This window comes from Mycobacterium shunyiense (genome assembly GCF_058270075.1).
On record NZ_JBZDPU010000014.1, the window covers coordinates 308,583 to 330,149 of the forward strand.

Genomic DNA, 21,567 nt, shown 5'->3' on the forward strand with positions numbered 1-21,567 from the left:
GGCTTCGGCGGCGGGCGCTTCGGTGCCTTTTCCTGGTTCCCGGCTGAATTCCCTGCGGGCAGGTATCGCTCGGTTCGCGTGACGCGGACGCATTGCCACCACTGCCCCCTGGTCCGGAAGATCCGGGCATACGGGTCTTTGTCGAACGGATGCTTCGGGTCTTCCGCCACGCACGGTAATCGGGTCGGCCGGTGCGCCGCCGTATGTCGGACAGCGCAAAGGACCCCTCCAGTTCTCTGGTGCTCTCGACAGGCCGCCCCACCCTAACCCTGCTGATCACCAGCTGAGCACACCAATTTGGCCGCGCCAATGCCCTGCCTCCGCACCCATTCCGCGCACCATGACCTCGGCGGTCGCAATATGACCGGGATGCAAGTAGACAAAGCCAGATTGTCGACCCGTGGGTTGTCGGGGTTACGGACTCGCTTGAACCCGTGGCCTTCGGCGTTGACATTCACGCCCCCGACTCGCCTCTGTGAATTGACTGCGGACTCCCGGCGCAGGCCACCAAACACAAAGGCCGCGAACCCGGTTGGGTTCGCGGCCTTTGAGTTGCAGTTCGTAGAACCGCTCTCTGTGAGCGGTTCGTCCGTGCAGGTCAGGCACCTTATTTGAAAGGTCATTCCACTGGATTTCCGCAAAATTTCCACTGCCTTTTCGGATCACCGAGCACCGGCGAACTGGTAGCCGCCGGGCACCTGTAGGTCGACGTGTGGAGTTGGTAAAACCGCTGGCTGTCATATTTTCGTCCCGTCAGTCCGGTCCCTCCTGCAGGCTCTCTGCGGCGCCGAAGGAACCCGCTCGCAAAATTCCACAGACTTTAGCCTATATACGCAGGTAGACGGGTTGAACGATACAATTCAATCCGTCTACCTGGGTGCCGAGATGTCAGCTTCGAGAGGGCATCGGTGTGGGTGGATAGCCAAGATTGTTGGCGAGTTGGCGCAGGCGGATGTCGATGGCTTCGGACCGCGTGGCTTTGGGGTCGTGGTGTTGCTGGGCGCCGATGTTGACGGTCACTGCGGCGAGGGCGATCAGAATTTTGATCATAGGTGTTCGGCGCGGCCCAGTTTTCATCGAGGCTAGGCCTCCGACGTGCTTTGTTTTGAGGAGGTTGAATCGCTGCTCAGTGAGTGCCCTTGCCGCCTCGTAATAGAGGGTGTGTTCCCAGGAACCAGGGATGAGGTCGCCTTGGGCCATCCTGAGCTGGTCTGGAGTGAAGTAGACGGTCACGCTGGAGTTGCAGCAGCATGCCATGGCCTCAGCTGGCCAATCCGGCTCCGCCATAGGCAGCCCCGGGGTTTCGGTCTGCATCGACTCCGGCTTCAGCGGACACATGACCGTTCCAAGTGCTGCGGGGCAGACCTGTCGCTGTTTAGCGCGCCGCGGAGGCGTTTCGTTCAAGCGTGGCCGACCAAATCGGCAATCAGCCATGACTGGCCGTGAATGCAGCCCCATCAAGAACGGGTAGATGCTCTGAAGTCGGCGGTCGTGTGCACTGAATTTGCCCGCATCCCGCAGTTCCCGGGTGCCGGGAGTGCGATGCCCCTGGATTCGCTTCAGCACCGCCGGGCAGTAGAACGCACCGGCGTACTGCAGCGGGCCAGGTGCAGGGCCATCAGGAGCACCAGGGGGCAGCGCACTGGGGTACTCCACATTCCAATGTTTGGGGTAGCGCACGACCGGCGAGTAGCCAATTTCCAACATGAGCTCAGCGAACCCACTCTTGGGGTTGTAGCCCATGTCAGCGGTCAGCAAAGGCCTGCGACTGCGTGGACCGCCCCGACGGCAATCAACCCCTGTACGGCGCGCGTGATGCACGGCGGTTGCCAGACCTTGCACACTGCCACTGGTCGGGGCATGCACTGCCATGCCCACAAACAGCGCCGGCTCGGAGTGCAGCGCGTCGCGGCGCCCGATTCTGGAGACGAAGGTAGCGCCTACGCCGAATCCACTGGATTTAGTCTCGCCGGAGCTGCCAGGCGTCTTGACTCGGCCGCGTTTGTCGCGAGCCCAGTACCGTGCAACCGACGAGGCTCCGCGGTACCGGTCAGGTCGACTACCGAGCATTCCGTCGGGTGCGGCGGTGTCGATGATGGTCTCATCAACAAGGAGGTCACCCTCGCAATTGGCAGGCTCCGCGACCCGTATCGAACCGGCGAGCAGGTCGTTGATCACCGTGGTCAACAGTTGGTCTGCTATCTCGCTGCGCCGTCGCTCATCGTCGTTGCGGGCGTTCAATCGCGCCTCGTGTTCGGCGTTCGTCATGCGTCGTGCCGGCAGATCGAAGTCAGGATCGAGCGGCATCAGATGCTGATTCCAGAAGCGATGAAACCTCTTGTATTCGGTGCCCGTCGCAATACGGATTGCTGTCACGTCCTGTCCCGACATGCCCACTGCAGCGAGTTGGTCAACATCGAATTCGCCGATTGTTTCCATCGCGCCGACCAGACTGATATCGCGTCCGATGAGGAACCGGACCAGCAGGGCCACCAGCACCGCTGTCGCGGTGTACTCGATTCCGCGGTTCTTCCGTCCACCGCCTCGCGACGATTCGCGGCAAGCAGCCTCAATGGTGTGTGCCGCACCGGACTTCCCGATCACCCCGGCGGCGGTGGTGAAGATATCGTCGGCGATCAGGCACCGCTGCGGGCGAGGGTGGATCATCGCTGTGCCTCCGTCAGGATGGTGATTTTGTGGTGCAGCTTGTACTGGGTCACGAGCGAACGTTCCTCGCCCAGAATTCGCAGCTCGTAGAGATCAGCCAGCTGCTGTAGGAGGACAGCCGGGACCCGTTCGGCCAGGTCAAGGACCCACCGGTTGCGCAACGCGACCGGATCCAGGCTGGAATGTCCAAGGGCGCGCAACTCCTCGCTGACCCGGTTGACGATGTTGCGCTCCGCGATCTCAGCATGGGGAGCGAGTACCAGCCGGTCACCGACACGAGCCGCCAGACCCAGCAGACGCCCGCCGATTTCGCGGTCGACGACTGGTACTTCCCGCACGCCGCCACCCAGGTTCGGCAGCGTCACCACACTGACCGCCCGACCGTCAACGGGCAGGCTGGTGATCGCTGTGCCCCTCAACGTGCGAAGGTCCGCCGGCCGGGCGCCGGCCCCGTAGCACAGGTCGATCAGGGCCTGTGCGCGCTGCCCGAGTCGGATTGGCAGCCTCGGGACGATCATTTGGGCGCGTTCGATCTCTGAGCGGCTGGCAACTGGGTGATGTTGCCGTAGTGGCGCATTCTTCGGTTGTGCGACCGGAAACTGCTGAGGATGCAGACGTCGGCCGGTCCCGTACAGCACGTAGCGCCGTTGATCGAGCGTACGTCGGCTCTCGGTTGCGGTGACCCTCAAATACTCATCGACGTTGGCCCTGGTGAATGCGCGGATCGGATCCACGACATCCCCAAACGCCGCCCACACCAGGAAGCGCGCGATGTGGCCCACCGTCTTGCGGTCTTGCTCTGCCGTGGTGAACGGCAGCTGGCATCTCAAGGTGGCGGCCGCCTGAATTGCCGCCGTCGCCATCTCAGGGTTGTCTGCTGCGACTGTCTGACGGAGTAGCCGCGTCCGGCGGTCCCCATCTGTGGGCGGCAGCGCGGGTAGTTCCCTGACCGCCGCGCGCGCCACCGTGACGCTGGTATTCACCGGCGCGTTCGCGCAGGCCTCTTCGGTCGGCTTCGACTCGACACATCGCTGTGCGCTGCTCGCGATGGCCATCTTCTTCCACCGCGCCATCAGCAACCACCCGATAAAGCTGCGGCGCTGCGGCGCGGGGACTGCCTACACAGTCGACCTGCGCTCTCAGAGGTTTTGCGGTGAGCCATGACGGACCCGGTGTCGCGGGTACCAGACTTCGCGCGAAATGAGCACCGTTCGACTGACTTGGATCGCGGTGGCGACATCGACGGCGCGGGTGGTTGACACAGGCTTGCAGACACGCTGAAATACACCTATCCCTTCTCAAGGGGTCTAAGAGCCTCACAACTCTTTGTGAACGTCGAAGCCGGGTGCCAGCCCGGCTTTTGGCGCTTTTGGGGTCGGATACGCCAACCGATTCGATTCGCTTCTGGTGCGATGCCCTATCTCAGCGGCTACATGATGAACCTCCCGCAGGTTCGACGCCCGAAATGTCTGGGGCGCAGCTAGGCGTGGTCGGCAGACGAGTCGGCGGCATTGGAAAGGGCTTGGGCGAGAAGACGTTCACCGGTCTCTGCCAACGTCAGGCCCTGGACATAGGCGTAGTCGTACACACGTTCAGCGAGCTCAGGCGACAGACCGAACTCGACGCGCACTCGCTCGCGCCGCCTCATGACTGGTCGCGCCATCGACATCACCTCTACTCGTAGAAACCCGGTTGCGCCCGGAAGAATCCGAAAGAAGTCGAGCTTGAATATAAGCGAATTTTCTGGCAGCCTCCGCCGCCCTCCAATCGTTAGTCGCCAGACACCTTGTGCCGCAGCAGTTTTGATGTCGCAATATCGGCAGTTGATTTCTAGGTCCAGATATTGCGCAAACTGCCTGCAGAGCAGTTGTTTTCATCGGGCCAGTTCGGCGGAAATTTAGTTCCGGCGCGGAATCCATTCGCACCGCTTCGGGGCGCGATTGGACGCATATCGCAATACGGCGTGTCGTGGCTAGGCGCCAATCCTCTGATGGTTCTTCATTTTTCCAGCAATGCCATGTCCGCCACACTCTTCGGCACCCACCCTCCCGACCCGTGGCCAAGTCTGTACGTGCTGGACTGACTTGGACTAAACTGTGGAGTGTGGGACCCCTTGGGTGGCTTGAACCGAAGCGCCGTTAACGAGGTGAAAGTCGGCCGCGCAGGACGCGGGACAACTGCAAATAGTCGCCCTCGAGTGCCCTCTTGGGGTCCCACCCAAAAATGGTGCTGTTCGGCGTGAGCGCCGGCTTGGCGTGACAACCCCATCTCTTGGCGCGACCCTCTGCGCACCCGGTCGCTACAGGCAGTGAGCGTCCTTTGACGAGTCAGTGCGATCTGAGTGCCGCCAGGTGTCGAGAAGCTCTCGGTTGGCTTTGGTCGCCGGTATGCAGGGTTCCGCAGACGCGAGGGGCTGTCGGCAGTCACGGCTGAAATTTTGGCGCAAGCAGCGTCTTCGTCCTGCTTGTAGGCTGCTTTTGGCGAAGGGGGATGTGCTTGTGCCAAGTACCGTTGGTGGGGGCAGTGATCATGGGTTGCAGGTTCAGACCGACACGTTGAGTAGCGCCTCAGATCAACTGCAGTCGATCGCTGACGAGTTGCGCGATGGGTTACGTCGGCTTGTTTCGCACGCTGACCGGGTAGTTGAGGGCTCCTGGCGCGGCGAAGCTGCATCGGTATTCGCCAACGAGTGGCATGAGTTCCGGGAGACGGCTCAATCGATCGTCGAAGACGCCGATGTGATAGCCGGCCTGGTGGCACTGAGCGTCAGCCACTACGTCAACGAAGACGAATCCAGCGCCGAAATGCTGCGGGCCACGTGGTCAGGGCAGGTGTGACCGTGGCTGGCTACACCGTGGATGTTGATGCACTGCAAGATCTTCAAGAACAAATGCAACATTTCTTGACCAAGGCCTCCGAGAGTCTGTCTCTTGTAGAGGGCCTAATAGCCCGGGTCAGTGAAGACTGGGACGGCACTGCTGCCGTCGCCTATCAACGCCGCCACCGCGAATGGGTCGACGCGCTGCGCGACATGCACGATTCGCTCACCGACTTCAGAGCATGGACAAGTGAGGCCGAAGAGAGCTACCGCAAGGTCATGGAGATCAACCTGCGCATGGCGCACGGATAGAGCGGGTCGTCCTACGTGGGTGTCTGGGTCGTTGATCCTGATTGGTACTTCAGCACCGCCGAGGTCCTAGGGCGCGCAGCTTCCGAACTCGCCGGCGCCGCGGGAACAGTCTCAGCTGTCGCGGACTTCGCGAGTCTGCACATGGCGGGCAATGACCCGATCGGAACTGGATGGGGATCAAAGTACGACGCCGGCGCGTCCGCCACGGTGCAGGGCGTGGCAGCGCTCACGAAGGCGTGGTCGGCGCTGGCCGGACGTATCTATCAAGCCGGTGTGAACCACGCCTGGGTCGAGTTCCGCAATGGCCGGGGCCGGCTGCCGGTGCCGGCGAACCTGCCACCAGAGCCAGCCATCACCCAATTGAACCTGACGATGCAAACCTCGGTGGGTGGCAATGGTATTGGTCTCGATGAACTGCTGCCGGGCTTGCTGGAGATGCTGGGCCGAGAAACCCCCAACGCCAACACCGACAAGCTCCACACCGCCGCCGATGCGTGGAGCCGGTTCGCCGCGGGCATAACCGACGCGGTTGACGGAGTCATCCGGCAGACCAAGCGCCCCGATCCGTCAATGCCCGACGCCATCGCGTTCTATGACTCGATCATCAAAGTGAGCGCTCCTGGGGATGCGTTGGCCACCGACGCCCGCGCGTTGAGCGCACAGACTGGTGGCTTCTCTGCTGGGGTCAGCACGATGCGCCAGTCCATCGACAGGCAGGTCAAGTTCACCGCACTCATGCTCGGCGGTAGCGGATCCGTGTCCATAGTGGCCTCCGGGGTCACCGGCGGATTGTCGATCCGGGCCGAGGCTGCGGTGGCGAGACGGCTCATCCAACGTGCCTCGGACAATATTCGCGGCTATATCAACACCCTGCAGACCACCGCGTCGCTCATCAACACGTTTTCGCCGGTCTTCGACACGGCGATGAAATCACTGCTCGACAAAGAAGTCCTCATCCCCGCCGTCGGATACGAACACAGACCCGACGGCACACTCAAACCCACGGTCCGCTACTTCGACCGTGCGAAATGGGCGGCCTGGCAGCGCTACCTCGAACGCGGAGGCGACTGGGACATCGACCGATGGAGCAAGGCCTACGATCAGCTCCTGGAGAATGCGTCCAATGGGTGGTGGTATGACCAGCTCGTCGCCGACATCATGGGGTACGACTCCGAAGAGGGTTGGCGCCATCAGTACGGCAATGCCGAGATTGTGCCCGGCCGACGGTGGGACTGGGCTCACCTGGTCGATGGAATACCGGACGAGGTGGTCGAAAATAAGAGCGGCAGACTTGATTTCGATCAACTGCGCGCCGACGAGGAAGCTCTGCAAGTGGGCCTGAACGTCACCTACAACATCAACAGCAAGTACCCGTATAGCGAGGCAGAACTCGCCGAGTTGCAGCGGCTGCAAGACGAGTACCCAGACCAGTTCCGGGTGAACCGGCTACCCTGACGGGGAGGCAACCATGGGCAGCACATTCAACTACGTACCGATTCAGCTGACGAGGGCGTTTCGCGACGCCCAGTCCGACGACAAGTTCCATAGCTGGCTCAAAATGCAGGACGCCACGATGGGCATCGAATTCCCCATCAACGACCTCCCAGAGGCGCGGGACAGCATGTTCACCAAAGCCAGCCTCGCCCTGGCTGAAGCCAAGCTGACCGACCTCTACGACAACAACCGCACCGCGTACACCGGTGACGAGAATGTCCACCGCACAATGCGTTTCGTGTACTACATAGGTGAAACCTTCCGCCGGGCCTTCGAAGGAACCTGGGTCGCAATCCCCCCTCAAGACAACACTTCCAAACAAGACACTCCGCTGCCGGGCATCGACGTTCCGTTCCGCGAAGGATTCATCCAGCCGACCCAACTCATCGGTTTCGCACTCACCCGGCGCAGCGGTAACGAGCTCACGCGCGTGTACGGCCACATGGAACGCGCCTACAACAAATGGCAAGAAGCAGGGCGCCCAGAGCGCACCTTCCGCGGAACGCTGCGCGAAGACGACTAGCAGCCCCATCGACTGTGGGCGAATGCCCCTCGGCTGAATTGCCAGACGGGCCATACAACCGTGGTGTGGTCACCGCCGACACGATCTACGACCTCGTCAACGGCCCCACAAGGGTGTGATCGCGTTTGCGTGCGGGCTCATAGGCCTTATCGCGCAGCAACGCGACACGCTCGAACGCCGAAAGCGCGAGACACGCCGGGACATTTTTCGTCCACAGGAGCATACGGCGGTTACCAGCAACAACATCGAATTACACACATGTTATTCACAGTCTCAAGTCAGCCGCCGAGTTAGTTATCCGCAAATGTTCCACAGCGTTGTCCACAGGGAGGCTGTCGAATAGCGGATGGCGTGCGTAGCCTTCGGTCCAGATCGGATACCCCGGTCTACGAAGAGAACTGGCTCGTACCGCTGGCCGGCTGTCCGAGGCGACAGAGCAGTCCCTTTCGTTCTCCAAAAACTCGAAGGGCAAAAGTGAGCTTAGAACCGACACCCAGGTCCCAACCGCCAGTCTCCGCGGGTCCATTCGAAACTTATCTCGCACTTTTGACTGCGCTGGGCATTGGCGCGGTCGCTGCGTATTTCACGGACTGGCAGACGGCCTTTACGGTCTTTCTCAGCGTCGTCTCGTTGCTCACGCCGCGGCCGCAAAGGCCTTGAAAGTCACAGGGTCAGCGTGAGGACGACGCAACCGTTGGCCTGCGGTGAGTGGCATGGCGCGGACCTGCACCTTAGTTCGAGCCGATGGCCACCTCGTTACTTCCCTTGGCCTGGCAGGCCGCCACGGAAGACGCGAATTGGGAGCCCGTACATCGCGGTGCGGAGCTGCTCTCCCAGTCTCACACGCAGACGAGCAGTCGCCCAGTAAACAAGCATGCCGAACGTCTTCTGTGCGTGAAAGCCCTGTGCTACAAGCTGTTCCATCAGATCGCTGCGCTCCGTGTCCGATAGCTCGTCCCAAAACCGCTGCATCAACTGCCGAACGCCATCTTCTTGGTTCAGCAACGCGTAGATGTCTTTTGAGTGGTCGGGCACCCGCTCATGGAGCCATGATCGGGCGCATGCAGGACCAACTCCCCGCCGGACTGCAGCCGACCGCCACGTGGATCTTGCTCCGGAACTGGCCGGACCGGAGTTTCAGCGCTCCGATCTGCCACGATGGTCGAGTCCGCAAATTCCCTGGCAGGCCGGTCGACAGCGCCGTCCCAAGCTTGGCATTTCTCACAGATCATCGTCCCGGCAGGAAGCCGTGGATCCTGACGGAACCCGCACGATCCGCAGAACAATCGGCCCGGCACTTCCACGCTGGGCGAGGAGAACACGCCGCCGACCGCCGACCCTGCCCACCTCGCTGCCGCACCGGCCCACTCCAGCGGATTCCAAGCCATCGCACCCCCATCCTGCGCACGCGCAGCGATATAGCGGGAACGTACCGCAGTACCTCGACACTGGTGTGCACGCTGTGGAATATGCCGCCGACTTCCGACGTGAGGACGCCGCGCACGCCGCGCTGACGGAATTACGACAGCATCATCTTCGGGCTCCACCAATCAGCGATGATCTATTGATGGCCGACCTCACCCACCACGGCAATTCCGTGGCATCCGTGTTCAGTCTGATCGGCCAGAACGAGAACGATGTGACGGCGGCCCTCGGTTACGTGCTGTCCCGAAGCCCACATCTTTGTGCGGCTGTCCTGCGCCGAGTGTGGCCGGGCGGCCCCGCACCAGATGAGGCGCACCTTGCTCTCGAAGTGCGCGACGAGGGCGGACGCACGGACCTTGAGCTCCGCCTACCCGGAGCGCTTGTCATCTTCGAAGCCAAGAGCGGATGGATCGTCCCCGAGACAGCTCAGCTGCAGAGGTACGCCGGACGGATCAACCAGCAACCCAACGGCGGCGTACTGGTCACCTTGTCGCAGGCCTCCCACGAGTTGGCGAGCTCCTACGGACTCCCTGAATCCATCGGCGGTGTGCCCGTCGTGCACCTGCCCTGGAGCGACGTACTCACCGACATTGCCGATACCCGCGATGGTCGACGGGGCGCTGAACGGCAATGGCTCGACGAATTGCACGCCTATCTGAAAGTGGTGATCCGGATGCGCCAGCCCGAAGACAGCAGAACGTATTGCGTGGTTCTAAACAACGAACGCCCCGGCGGGGGAGGAGAACGGACATTCCTCGAGTACGTCATCGACGAAGGTTGCTACTTCCACCCATACGGCAGCAGCAACGGATGGCCCACGGAGGCACCGAATTTCATGGCCTTCCGCTGGAACGGACAGGTGCAACGGATCCACCGAGTCATCCACCACGAGGTCATCCCCACCCTCCGGCACCGATTCCCCGATGTCCCGGCCGACCCTGTCACCAATAGCCCCCACGCGCTGTATACGCTCGGCCCGCAGATTCCGTTCGAACCGATCTCCAATGGCAAGCCGTATCGTGCATCTCGCCTATGGGTCCTCCTCGATCAACTTTTGACAGCCCCAACGCTCGCTGCTGCCTTAGATGGAACCCGCGCACTCATGAGTTGACCGCTATCCAGGCTGCATCTGACGCCGCATGCTTCACGCTCCCCTGCCGCGCCATGAAACTCTGCTGCGCAGTGAAGCTAGATTGCAGACGCCACAGGCCGCGCCAGATGGGATCTGCGGCTGCCACACGCCGTCGAGTCCCTCTTGGATTGGCCCCACGTGCTATTCGGATGAGGCGTGGTCTGCGGCTAGCCGTTCGTCCAACAACTCGTTGACCCGGTCGATGCTCGGGAGCCGGCCGCAGTCTCGGCGCATTACAGCTCTGATAACGGCCAGCAGGCGCAACTCAGAATCGATCATCTCAATGGAGCGCATATCAGTTAGACGCAGTTGACGCCGATATGGTTCCGCCCGAACCGTCGTCGCTAGCGTCCGAGCAACGCAACCGCCACCACGCGGGCGAAGGCCGGGGTGCAAGTTCTCACGATTGACTCGCGTGCCGACTGACCTGACTGAGGGCATCACTAATGCCGACAACTAGCGTTAAGCCAGCGCACAGACAGCAATTAAAATCGGCAAGCGCCGTCTGCCTCTGACGGTTGCGTCATACGATCATTGCATGAAGCAACAAAGTAGGATTTCCGCGCTGGTCGCGGCGTTGCTTGCCACGACCCTATTACTGTTCGCCGCGCCGGCCCACGCCGATGTCGACGCATTTGTCCATGATCTGCAGTCTCTTGGGATTAGCGCCCCGGCACCGGGCCTACTCGGGCAGGAGATCTGCAACGCACTAGACGACGGGAACTCGCGCAGCGATGTGGCATCCACACTCGCAAACGAATCGGTTCAAGGTCAAGGCACCGAAAACGGGATGACGCTGAGTGACGCCGAGCAGGTTGTACGCTACGCGGTCACCGACATGTGCCCCAACGACTGATGGCCTCCATCAAAGCCGGCTTCGTCGGCATCATGTGCCGCGATTATCGGCGTCCTACCTGCCAGCGTCAGCGAAGGTACCGCCGACGTCCTAGCAATTTGTTGTCGTCGTGACGGCACGGTATCGACCTCAGCGAACACACCTGGTCGGAAGCTGGCCACTCTCCTCGACATGAACGGTTTTCGTTGCCATGGTTGGAACGGTCAGCCGCAGGAGCAGCGCGAGTCTCTCAGGCGGTGGACCGAGAGGTGATCCAGCGTCTGTAGTCTTCGTTACGGAATTGATACGCCACCCCTGTGACTCTAAGCAGCCCGGCGTTTCGCGCCCACTCAAGAAATATGCGTGGTTTGGGTGCAAACGTTCCCCTGTACCGGAACAGAAGGCAAGCAATCGCGTAACGACCGTAGGTACGGCCAAGCACAAGAACCGCGACCATCCACACAACAAACCCAGCGGGTATGGCGAAGACCGGAACATACCTAATCCAGTTGATATCACCAGACCATCGCCCGAACGCCGCCCAGGCTATGAACGGTCCCGTGAGGCATACAGCGAGGCCAGCCGCTGCTCCTCCAGCGAGCGCAAAGTTTCGATCGTCTCGTATCAATCGATCCGGGTACTGGCCCAGCGCCAGGCGCTCTCGCGAAGTGGTCCGCAGAACGACAAGAGAGCCCACCAATCCGGCCGCGATAATTCCCGCCACACAACCAGGGATTATCGGATTGGGAAAACCAGTCGAGGTCAGTCCGGCGTAGGCGCCAAAGACGAGCCCTGCTACGGCGCCCGGCACAAGGCCTCGTGGCCAGCGTCTGATACCCGGTACTTGCCACGCGAACCGCTCTGACGCTGAGGTGGACGAGCCCAATAATCCAGCGAGTAACGCTGTGAATCCTCCCAGGTAAAGAAAACCTGAAATAGGAGCTGTCAACGTGGCTGTTTGCCAGCCGGCAACTAACATACTCAGCTTGATGAGTGGCAACATGATGCACGCCACGCCAATTATGGCAATGACGCCCGCTGCTAGACCATAGAGCGCACGGCATAGAGTGGCGCCAGCAAGCGTCCACACTTGGTCCAGTCGAATCTCGTTGCCCCCGAGGCCATCTTTGGTTTGCTGATCGAAATGTTCCGCTAGAGAACCCAGCCACGCGTGAACTTGTAGTTCGGTGTAAGTGGCAGTGTCTCCATCATCCGATGACGTGCCACGGATCGCGGCCGGGATTTGCGCTCTGAGTAGATAGTTGCGAACTTCAGCTTCGGATTCACAGGCGGCCAGCTCGGAGGCCGGTTCTTCGGCCGGGGCTCGGTGACGCAATGAATCAACGGCAAGGCCAAGCAGCCAAGGCGATTGGAGCGCCGTTGCAAGTGGGCCGTCCGGGCGGTTGAAAATCTGATCAGTTACCGGCGACCAGTCCTGTGCCGGAAGCCCCAGTTGTTCGAGGCAATTGAATAAGTGGAGGCTTACCTCCGTGACCGATAGTGGAGGGAGTGTCAGCACTAGCGCACCGTCCAGTCCCGTTCCTCCCGCCGGCTGGGTTCGGATCTCCTCGTACAGTTGGCCGCAAATAACGACGACTGGTCGGCCATCCCACGGTTTGCCATTGAGTTGCTGCAGTGCAGACGCAGCTCTCTCTACGACGACGTCGCGCGCACCCATCTCATCAAGGCCGTCAAGCAGAGGAAGAATCCAACCTTTGGAAACTAGGGCTCGTGTCACACGACGGTGCAGTGAATAGTCGGTCGATAGGCAGCCTGCGAGCCAATCGGAGAATTTGCTTTGACCGTCCCAACCGGCCGCATTAACCCGGACGGGAATGGGCGCTCGGTTCTCGGTACGGCCCTGCGGGCCACCATGATTGAGTTGGTCGAGGACAAGGTGGATGGCCAGGACGGTTTTGCCAGACCCGGTCCGGCCAGATATAACAAGTCGTTCGGGTGGCCCTACCTGGCGATAAACCGAGCCGACGGCTGAAAGAGATTCGGCCTCGCGAGTTGGGCCGGATAGGAAACGCGACGTGTATTGGTAGTCCTTGTCTAGGACCCAGCCGGGCCCTGCCCGAAGCTGATCGAGGAGGCCTTTCTCGCGCTGCTCGACTGACCGGCGCAGCTCGTTGGCAGTGGTGCTGAGCTCCGCGTGGGACGTCGAGGGACGGAAGAATCGGATCACAGCCAGCAGCGCCTTCAGCAGGAAAGCTAGTGCGCGAGCCAAGAGGGCTTCAGATGCCACCGGCCAATATTGCCATTGGACGCCAGCGCTCGCTATGGCTTCTCCGAACAGAGATTTCAGTTCATCGCCGCCGACTTGTCAGCGGCCAGCGGTGACCAGAATTCACTGAATCGCGACTGGCACAACCCTACGAGGGGCCGCTGTCAGTCAGTGCGCCAGGCTCTTGCGACCGCGCCGTACGTCGCTGTTATCGGTGGAGAACTGGCGGTGTGTCCCACGGCTCAACCACGCTGCTGCCACCGACGTTATCCGCACAGTCGGTGACCGCGAGCTGTCAGGTGAAACGTCAGCACTGTTTCCAGTTCTTCGAATACGATCTGCGGAATGCACAATTACGATTTCAACGACACCACGCGGTTCGTCAAAGTGTTAAATCTTGTTGTGCCCTGGGCACATTCGTATGCAGACATGCAGCCTGGAAAGACCGACCGCGAGCGCCGTGAGAACTACCGCAGGGCCGCGACCAACGGGACTGAGGCCGTGCTCGCTGTCCGTGATGTCCTGTGGTGGGGCTTTCGCATCGGAGTCCAGAAGGCTGGGAGGCCCCTGGACGTAGACAACGTCGCTAAAACAATCATCGACTCGTTCTGTAGCTGGCAGATCGCGAAGGACCAATCCCCGTTCGCTCAGCTGGGGCTGTACCCGAATGACACTTTCGACCACGTACGCGTTCTCCAGGTGGTCGGCGAACGTGGCCCGACGGATCGGACGCATATCGAAATCTTCGCGTGTGTGGCCTGAAGTGCTGTCGACGCAATGCGTATTCAGCGGGTTCAGTCCCGGCTCGCCCAGTGAATCGCAGCCTTCACTTCAGGCGATCACGGGCCGGATACCAGCAGCCTTGAGTCTCAACGCTGCTGGTCGATCGTCATCCAGAGCAGAACGTCCAGGATCCGCAGGTTGGAGACCGCGGTGGGCACGTTCGTCGCTTGAGCACGTACCTCGGTCAACCACGTCCACGCCGCATGCTTGTCGGCGACGAGTACTCCTTGAAACTGTCTCCAGTAATCCGAGGTGTCGAGGCCGGTGGCTTGCTCGATGAAGCTGTCCCAGATCGGGATCAGACGTGGACGCTTCGCGGCCATTAGCTTGCTAGTCCGAGTCCTGCCCATGCCGTCGTTGCCACGGCGAAGGACTCGCCACAGCTTGCTGGCTGCCGAACCGGCGACAAGTTCGTCTGAGTCGACGTCGACGATGTCGCGATCGGCGGGGATCTGTTTCAGCAGCTTGGTGATTTCTCTCGCGTCCTTACCGAGCAGACGGATCGCCGCTTGCGCTGGAATGTCGACGCTGAGCATGGACGCGGCCGTAAAGTCGGCGGGACCAATCGAATCAAGATCTTCGTTGAGCGCCACCATCGCCTCGAACTGCGACCCAGAATATGACGGCACGCCTGCACCATCTGTGTCGTAGTAACGCTGCAGCAGCTCCGCAGCCTTGTCCGTTTGTCGATCCGTAACGAGTGCGGGCCACCGTTGCCGCCATTCCACGTACTGAGGGGACGACATTGCTGGCTCTTTCGGTCGGCTGCACACTGACCAGCAGCATGTAACCATGGGTCGCCAACATTCACCGCGCATTTCTGGCTTCAGCCTCTTCTTCATTGGGTGACGTTGACCCTGCTCCCCTCAGGACTGTCGACGGTAAGCAACGAAAATCGGTCGTCGACACATGTGGCACTGAATTTCATGGCCTCCGATGGGTTGGCAGGGTGCAACGGACCCTCCGAGTCATAGACCGCGAGGTCATCCCACGCTGCGGCACCGATTCCCCGACGTCGCGCCCGACCCCGCCACCAACGGTCCCCACGCGGTCTACGCGCTCGGCCTGACCGTCCGAACCGATCCCCAACGGTAAGCAGTATCGTGCATCTCGCCTACGGGACCTCCTTGATCAACTTTTGACAGCCTCGACGCTCGCTGCCGCCTGAGATGGAACCCGCACACTCGTGATTTGACCGCTATCCAAGCTGCATCTGCCGCCGCACACTTCGCGCTCGCCCTGCCTGGCCCTGAAACTCTGCTACTCAGTGAAACCAGATTGCACACGCCGGCGGCCGCGGGTATGGGATCTGCGGTTGCCGCACGTCGTCGGGTTCCGCTTGGATTGACTCCACGTGCTATTGGGATGAGGCGTGGTCCGCGGCTAGCCGTTCGACCAACAACTCGTCGGCCCGGCCGATGCTCGGGAGCCGACGCCGTCTTGGCGCATTACAGCTCGTATCACTGTTAGCAGGCTCAACTCAGAATCGATCACCTCAATGGAGCGCATGTCGATTAGACGCTGCCGGCGCGGTGGTGGTTCCACCCGAACCGCCGCCGACCAAACACCGTCTATTCGGTCCCTCGTAGATCGTGATTTGGCAAGCTGTACACGCAAATAGTCGTCATCGTTGGCTACGGGAGGTGATGGAGTGGGCGATGCGGAGCGTCTTGAGGCGGACCTGTGGCAGGGTATCGAGGAATCCAAGCGGCTCGGCTACAACCCGACCCGCTTCATCCAGATGGTGAAGCAGCACGGGGCTGTCGAAGCCACTCGGATGGTCGTGGATACTCGCTACCCCGCAGAGGGGTTCGTCAAGCTGGCGTGGGACGTCGAGCCTCGCCGTCCGGATCTGACCAGCGAGCAACTGGTGCTCAACTACCCCGAACTGTTCAGCGAAGATGTTGTCAGGAAAGCACGGAATAGGTTGGGCTACAAATGACTTGGATGACCATCCACGCGAAATGATGGCGATCAGGAGATGGCGAGTTGGGCACAGATATGGCGCGCAGTCCGAGCGCTGCCGGACCGACTAGCTGGGAGCCCGGTACAAGGTGAACAAAGCAGAGCTCGTCGACGAGCTCGCACGCAGGCTGGGCACAGACCGTCAATACGCGGCCGCCGTTGTAGACACCACCGTTGACACGATCATGCGCGCGGTGCACGGAGGTGATCACGTCACCATCGCGGGATTCGGCGTCTTCGACCAGCGCCGCCGAAAGGCCCGCGTTATGCGCAACCCGCGGACCGGGGAATTTGCCAGAAGCGGAGCCGTCGCCGTCCCGGTGTTCCGCCCTGGCCCACAGTTCAAAGCCATAGTGTCTGGGGCCCAATCTCTTCCACGAACAGCCCAAGTCCCCCGACATGGCGGAGGCGACGGACGCCGGCGCCAGGATGCAAACACAGCGGCCGGACCGACGAGTACATCGACAGCCACCGGACGCAGCACTTCATTGGAAGTCGTCGCCGTGGACACCGCCCATCCAGAGCAGGCCCTCGTCACCGAAGCCACTGAGGTAAAGCAGACAGTGAGCGGGCCTGCTGTCCAGAAGGAAGCGCGATTAACGGAACGCTTTCAGCAGTATCTGGAGGCTCATGGTCGCCAGGTGATGCGGTACCGAATCACGCCGGCCGGGGTCTCCTCGCTCTACAGCGATCTGGCGGATACTACCGAAAACATCTTGTATGAGGCCAAAGGAACGGCCGACCGCATGAGTGTCCGCCTCGCACTCGGTCAAATCCTCGATTATGGCCGGTACGTTGAGGGTTCGCGGCTCGCGGTGCTCTTGCCTGAGGCACCGACGGACGACCTGGTCGGACTGCTAGAGCAGCACGGCATCGGCTGCGTAGTCGAGACGACACCGCGGAACTTCCTCGATCTGACGGCGCTCCAACGCTGTCCCCACCCAGGTGACGACGGCTAACTCCGAATCTGCGGTCATTGCTCGGGCCCAGTTGTCCGACATAGTTCGCGGCTATCGGCCAGTCCGTCGTTGCCGATAGCGGGCCTGTTGAATCCCCTAGAACCGGTGCGTTGTTCGGCTAGGTTTCTCGTCGTGCGAATGAACAAAGTCTATCTGGCCGACGACGGTGGACAGTTTAAGTCTGAAAATGAGTTCGGAATCGGCCGGTTCACAGTCCTGTTCGGAAAGAACAACGCCGGCAAGACCAGCATCCTCGACTTCATCTACCTAATGCTCGCCACCCACGCCCCCAGGGCCGGCGAAGCGTGGCTGCGCGGATATGACAGCACTGCTTCAGCGGGCGAGCAGATCGGAGCGTGCCTTGGAGCGATCTACGTGGAACTCGATTCGGACTTCGAATTTGATCGCGATGTTCTCGACTCATTTCCGCACTGGGAGCCTGTCGAGGAGGACGCGGTCCGGTTTGGCCCCCTGCCGCCTCGACAGGTCTGCTACGGAAGTGCTGACCGAAGCCGCACGGAGTTGTGGTTCACCGACCTCAGCGAGTTCTACCAGGGCATCTTTCGGGAGATCCTTGATGCTCCCGGTAACGGGCCTGGCCCCGACTATGAATTAGACGAGCAGCAGCGCTCCTCTGCCGGTCCCTTTCCGAAGCCGCTCCTCTTAGGTTGGGAGTTTCACGAGATCGACACGTGGGTGACCGCGGCGATCGCCAAGCTAACTGGGGATAAGAAGTACCGGGAATTCAATACCCCGCTTGAGCGCATCGCTTCGGACGAAGACTCCGACGATGACGGTGATGATGACCTTCCGACGTTTCGACTCCGCCCCGCGGTGAAACGCGCTGTCGAGCAACTCGCATCGTTGGCAACCAACCTCCTGCCGGACTTCCTCGACGGCGAGATTGGAGCCACCTTCTCAATGCCGGAGGGGTGGGATGACCATCCGCGGGTACGGCTGTACTACCGCCCCAGAGGGGCGCGCGGGCGGAGCCTGGCAGATTTCGGCAGAGGAGCTTCTCGTTGGATGGGTATCGCGGTGCAACTGGCGCTACGCATCATGGAGGGCGACACCGAGACGACTTCTCTCGATTCGGTCGGATCCGGGAAATTCTCCGGCCATGTGCTGTTTATCGACGAACCCGAGGCCCACCTGCATCACTCCGCGGTGGCCAGCATCGTCCGATGGTGTCACCGCATGGTCGGAAGAGGCTTCAACCTCCTCGCGGCGTCACACCACGAGGAGTTTCTGCGCGCCTCCGGCGAGGACGTCACCTACGTCAAAGTCACGAAAGATGGATCGTCGTCGATCGCCCGAACCATCACGACGGCCGCCACTTCAACACTGCAGGAGTTGGCCGATGAGGTTGGCATGCATCCGGCCGCGGCGCTCTCCCTGCACCGGGCGATCCTGTTCGTCGAGGGACCTCTCGACGTGGCTGTCCTGGATGAATACGCCGGAGGGCGCCTCGACGCCGCGGGTGTGAGCATCATTCCGATTCACGGCACAAAGAACCTCGAAGGCCTTATCGACGGCGAATTCACCGCACGGCTGGGGATCAAGACCGGTGTCCTGACCGACAACACCAACGTCGCGACGCTATGGGACCGCAGTAACAGAAAACGTTCCTCAGAAGAGATCAAGCTCGTCAGGCTCATCACACGGTTCGAAGACCAAGGCCGACCGCTACCAACGCTTTTCGGCGTCGCTGAGGACGATCTGCTGTTCGCCCTTCCGGTGGATTCGATACGGAAATTCCTGAACGGCCCATTTCCGGAATGGCGGACGCTGGTCGACGAGTGCCGCGCAGCGGACGGACTCGGCCCGTCGGACTCAGCGGACTGGAAGACCTATGCTCTCGAACACTACCGACTACCACTCAACACCACTGATGGCGTGCGGCGAATCGTCCGCGCGCTGGACCTGGCCGGTGTCGAGTTAGCGAGCATCCGCACGGTGGTCGACGAAATCATCGCGTGGGCCCACGACGCGTAGCCAGCGTCGTCGTACCCAGGCAGCGTCCCGACACAGCCACCCCGCCCGACGCCGACAGGACGATGGTTGACGTATGCCCCGATTATCGGTAGGGCAATACCGCGCTTCCCGCCCTGCAGAACGACAATGCCCAAGCCGATGATCAGCTGTCCGATCCACTACTTCTTGAGAGTGTTCCGCGAATACCTGAGAGTGATCCGGATTCGGCGGATTTTCCATGACCGTCTGAGAGTGCGGCGTCCTCCGGGATGCCGGTGGTGGTGCCCTCAGGTTCTAGACGACCTCTGTCGGCGGCGTCTTGTCGGAGGCATGTGCGACTCTGATGCCGTTCGGCCAACGACCGGTAATCGGATCGTCAGACACAGGGGGCCGATGACATGGCAACATGGTTCGCGGTGAGGGGGCGCGTTTGATGGACAACGCTCGAAGCGGACGGCTGGGACCGCAGAGGCCACACGACTATTTCTACAGCGTTCCCGACCACACCGACACGCTTCCCGACTACACCACGCGGGCCCGCGAGACCGGAGAGCGCATCGCTGTCACCCGACCGCTGGCGCACAACGGCCGGGTGTTCTGGAAGCTCACCGACGCCGACAGTGAAGCACTCGCCTGGCTCGCATTCACCCGGCCAGATGCGCGTTCGGCGCTGGCCAGGCGGAAGGTGTGGACACTGATCCCGCACCTGCAGGAATTCTTGGCTAACTGGTTCGTGAGCGTCGACCACGAGCGCACCGATCAGCGCCAGTGGATGCACACAAACATCGACATTGATGAGGCGCGCGAACTGGCACTCCTGGTGCCGCAACCGCAAGCCGAGGACATCAAGCGGATCACCCGACCCGAAGCGGTCCTGACCATCGACGACATCGATCGGCTCAAAGTGACGACGGTACTTGGCAGGGGAACGGCTCAAGCATTGAAGACTCGGCGATGACTGACATCAAAAAAGGGGAATTCCACGCCTGGGCGTACGACGATCTGCTCACCAACACCACCCGTGGCGTGCTGGCCGAGTACATCGTGGCGACAGCACTCGGCATTGATGAGGTGAAGCGCGTCGAATGGCACAGTCACGACCTCGACGTCGACGTCGACGGTGTCAAGGTCGGGGTGGAAGTGAAATCGGCTGCCTACGTGCAATCGTGGCAGCAGACCCGACCCTCGGTGATCGAGTTCGGCATCGGTCCGGCAAAGGGGTGGGACGCCCACACCAACACCTATGCGCCAAGTGCGAAGCGAAGCGCCGAAGTGTACGTCTTCTGCCTGCTGAACGGCTCGATTGGCGAACCGGTCGATCCGCTCGACGTCAGGCAATGGACGTTCTATGTGATGCCCACGACCGAACTTAACCGAAAAGTTCCGGAGCAGAAGAAGATTCGGCTCGGACCGCTGCTAGCCCTCGGTCCAACGCAGTGTTCCTTCGACGAACTCAAGACCGCCATCCATGCGGCCGCAGAGTTGAACGGGCTCTCGGGCGGAGCGTAGCTGGCGAGCTACAGCCTATGTGCGCTAGGCGCCCCGGTCCATGAACGCGTGCAGCAAATTTCGCCGACGATGGGGACGCGCATCGAGCGCTTGCTCGGTCCCTAATCGGGCCAACCAGGAGGCGGCCCAGGGTCATGCACGAGTGGCGACGGCTTAGGAAACGGATCTCGTCCGAAGCGCCAATCGCCCCCTGTGGGCCCCGCGAGTGACCGAGCGCATGCCGTCTATGCCCTCGGGCCGCGGATCCCGCCATTCGAGCCGATACCTAACGGGCAGGGCATCTATCCGTCGGCTCGGTTGTGGGTGCTTCTCGACCAATTGCAGACCGCAGGGACGCTCAGGGAGGCGCTCGCCAATACCCGTGTTCTGCAGGAGAACTGGCCTGACTAGGCAACCTCCCTCTTTCGAGAGTCCGATGCCAGGGGTCTGAATGGTCAGATGAAGCAGCATCGGCCTAACAGGTGCTCGCCGCGCGGCCATCGAAGTTCAAGAATGAACACGATCGTCCTCGTGCCGGCCGATACATCCGATCAGCGCACACACCGCAGTGAAATACGCGGTGGATCGTTCCGCAGCGGCACGCTTGGCTCCCGACCTGGTACTTGCCGGGGTCTAGTGAGTGTCCGTTGCGGCAGCAAGCCGGCGGCCCAGACTCCACGCAGCCGCGCCGCGTAGGCCGCAAACTGGCTATCGTTCATATGTTGAATTGTCCTCCTGTGCCGCTAGACGGACCAAGGCTTACCCCGTCTCCCAATGTTCAGGATCGGATAGGAGCCCCCTTGCCAGATGGCCCTGACTAGGCGGGTGGACCGCGGCCAATAATCGGGCGGATCCAGACTGACGCATTTGCGGAACGCGGTGCTAGTCACTATGAGACTATCGGTTTGACAACCGGATCCGCCGGATGTCAGGACCTCCTTCAGGCGCATTTTTCGGGGGTGCAA

17 protein-coding genes and 1 pseudogene are annotated in these 21,567 nt (G+C 61.3%); 13 read left to right on the forward strand and 5 right to left on the reverse strand.

Annotated elements, in window-relative coordinates:
- Nucleotides 1-888: 888 nt before the first annotated feature.
- From AC4ELH_RS12485 to AC4ELH_RS12495, 3 genes are all read right to left on the reverse strand, one after another.
- On the reverse strand, nucleotides 889-2,667 hold the full coding sequence (locus tag AC4ELH_RS12485) for a hypothetical protein (protein WP_498884693.1): 1,779 nt from the start codon (nucleotides 2,665-2,667) through the stop codon (nucleotides 889-891).
- On the reverse strand, nucleotides 2,664-3,740 hold the full coding sequence (locus AC4ELH_RS12490; RefSeq protein ID WP_498884695.1) for a hypothetical protein: 1,077 nt from the start codon (nucleotides 3,738-3,740) through the stop codon (nucleotides 2,664-2,666). The genes AC4ELH_RS12485 and AC4ELH_RS12490 overlap by 4 nt, the downstream gene beginning before the upstream one ends.
- Before the next feature lie 407 nt (nucleotides 3,741-4,147).
- Nucleotides 4,148-4,330, reverse strand: a complete 183-nt coding sequence (locus AC4ELH_RS12495) for a hypothetical protein (protein ID WP_498884696.1) — start codon at nucleotides 4,328-4,330, stop codon at nucleotides 4,148-4,150.
- Nucleotides 4,331-5,054: 724 nt separating this feature from the next.
- On the opposite strand from AC4ELH_RS12495, the gene AC4ELH_RS12500 reads away from it, so the two are divergent.
- From AC4ELH_RS12500 to AC4ELH_RS12525, 6 genes are all read left to right on the forward strand, one after another.
- Entirely contained in the window at nucleotides 5,055-5,504 is a 450-nt protein-coding gene (locus AC4ELH_RS12500) for a WXG100 family type VII secretion target (protein ID WP_498885032.1), read from the forward strand.
- 2 nt (nucleotides 5,505-5,506) lie between these two features.
- Nucleotides 5,507-5,797 (forward strand): WXG100 family type VII secretion target, encoded by a 291-nt coding sequence (locus tag AC4ELH_RS12505; protein ID WP_498884698.1) that lies wholly within the window; start codon nucleotides 5,507-5,509, stop codon nucleotides 5,795-5,797.
- Nucleotides 5,798-5,812: 15 nt separating this feature from the next.
- The gene (locus AC4ELH_RS12510; RefSeq protein WP_498884700.1) at nucleotides 5,813-7,252 is read left to right on the forward strand and encodes a hypothetical protein; all 1,440 of its coding nucleotides are present in this window, start codon (nucleotides 5,813-5,815) and stop codon (nucleotides 7,250-7,252) included.
- A 13-nt stretch (nucleotides 7,253-7,265) separates the two neighbouring features.
- On the forward strand, nucleotides 7,266-7,814 hold the full coding sequence (locus AC4ELH_RS12515; protein WP_498884702.1) for a hypothetical protein: 549 nt from the start codon (nucleotides 7,266-7,268) through the stop codon (nucleotides 7,812-7,814).
- Nucleotides 7,815-9,276: 1,462 nt separating this feature from the next.
- The gene (locus AC4ELH_RS12520; RefSeq protein WP_498884704.1) at nucleotides 9,277-10,350 is read left to right on the forward strand and encodes an SRPBCC family protein; all 1,074 of its coding nucleotides are present in this window, start codon (nucleotides 9,277-9,279) and stop codon (nucleotides 10,348-10,350) included.
- 559 nt (nucleotides 10,351-10,909) lie between these two features.
- Entirely contained in the window at nucleotides 10,910-11,227 is a 318-nt protein-coding gene (locus AC4ELH_RS12525) for a DUF732 domain-containing protein (protein WP_498884706.1), read from the forward strand.
- A 229-nt stretch (nucleotides 11,228-11,456) separates the two neighbouring features.
- Here AC4ELH_RS12525 and AC4ELH_RS12530 read toward each other — a convergent pair whose 3' ends face one another.
- Entirely contained in the window at nucleotides 11,457-13,454 is a 1,998-nt protein-coding gene (locus AC4ELH_RS12530) for a hypothetical protein (protein ID WP_498884708.1), read from the reverse strand.
- 324 nt (nucleotides 13,455-13,778) lie between these two features.
- Between AC4ELH_RS12530 and AC4ELH_RS12535 the strand changes: the two genes are divergently transcribed.
- A complete protein-coding gene (locus AC4ELH_RS12535; protein ID WP_498884710.1) occupies nucleotides 13,779-14,195 on the forward strand; it encodes a hypothetical protein in 417 nt (138 codons plus the stop codon).
- A gap of 107 nt (nucleotides 14,196-14,302) precedes the next feature.
- On the opposite strand, the gene AC4ELH_RS12540 is transcribed toward AC4ELH_RS12535, so the two are convergent.
- Nucleotides 14,303-14,962 (reverse strand): DUF6308 family protein, encoded by a 660-nt coding sequence (locus tag AC4ELH_RS12540; RefSeq protein WP_498884712.1) that lies wholly within the window; start codon nucleotides 14,960-14,962, stop codon nucleotides 14,303-14,305.
- Between the two features lie 905 nt (nucleotides 14,963-15,867).
- Between AC4ELH_RS12540 and AC4ELH_RS12545 the strand changes: the two genes are divergently transcribed.
- From AC4ELH_RS12545 to AC4ELH_RS12570, 6 genes and pseudogenes are all read left to right on the forward strand, one after another.
- Entirely contained in the window at nucleotides 15,868-16,158 is a 291-nt protein-coding gene (locus AC4ELH_RS12545) for a hypothetical protein (protein ID WP_498884713.1), read from the forward strand.
- Nucleotides 16,159-16,270: 112 nt separating this feature from the next.
- A pseudogene (locus tag AC4ELH_RS12550) lies at nucleotides 16,271-16,525 on the forward strand (HU family DNA-binding protein); the annotation flags it as partial.
- A 144-nt stretch (nucleotides 16,526-16,669) separates the two neighbouring features.
- Nucleotides 16,670-17,140 carry a hypothetical protein gene (locus tag AC4ELH_RS12555; protein ID WP_498885054.1) on the forward strand — a complete coding sequence of 157 codons (471 nt, stop codon included), beginning with the start codon at nucleotides 16,670-16,672 and terminating at the stop codon, nucleotides 17,138-17,140.
- A 138-nt stretch (nucleotides 17,141-17,278) separates the two neighbouring features.
- On the forward strand, nucleotides 17,279-19,135 hold the full coding sequence (locus AC4ELH_RS12560; RefSeq protein WP_498884715.1) for an AAA family ATPase: 1,857 nt from the start codon (nucleotides 17,279-17,281) through the stop codon (nucleotides 19,133-19,135).
- 412 nt (nucleotides 19,136-19,547) lie between these two features.
- Nucleotides 19,548-20,072, forward strand: a complete 525-nt coding sequence (locus AC4ELH_RS12565) for a hypothetical protein (RefSeq protein WP_498884717.1) — start codon at nucleotides 19,548-19,550, stop codon at nucleotides 20,070-20,072.
- The gene (locus tag AC4ELH_RS12570; protein ID WP_498884718.1) at nucleotides 20,069-20,623 is read left to right on the forward strand and encodes a hypothetical protein; all 555 of its coding nucleotides are present in this window, start codon (nucleotides 20,069-20,071) and stop codon (nucleotides 20,621-20,623) included. Before AC4ELH_RS12565 ends, AC4ELH_RS12570 begins: the two co-directional genes overlap by 4 nt.
- The last annotated feature ends 944 nt before the right edge of the window (nucleotides 20,624-21,567 follow it).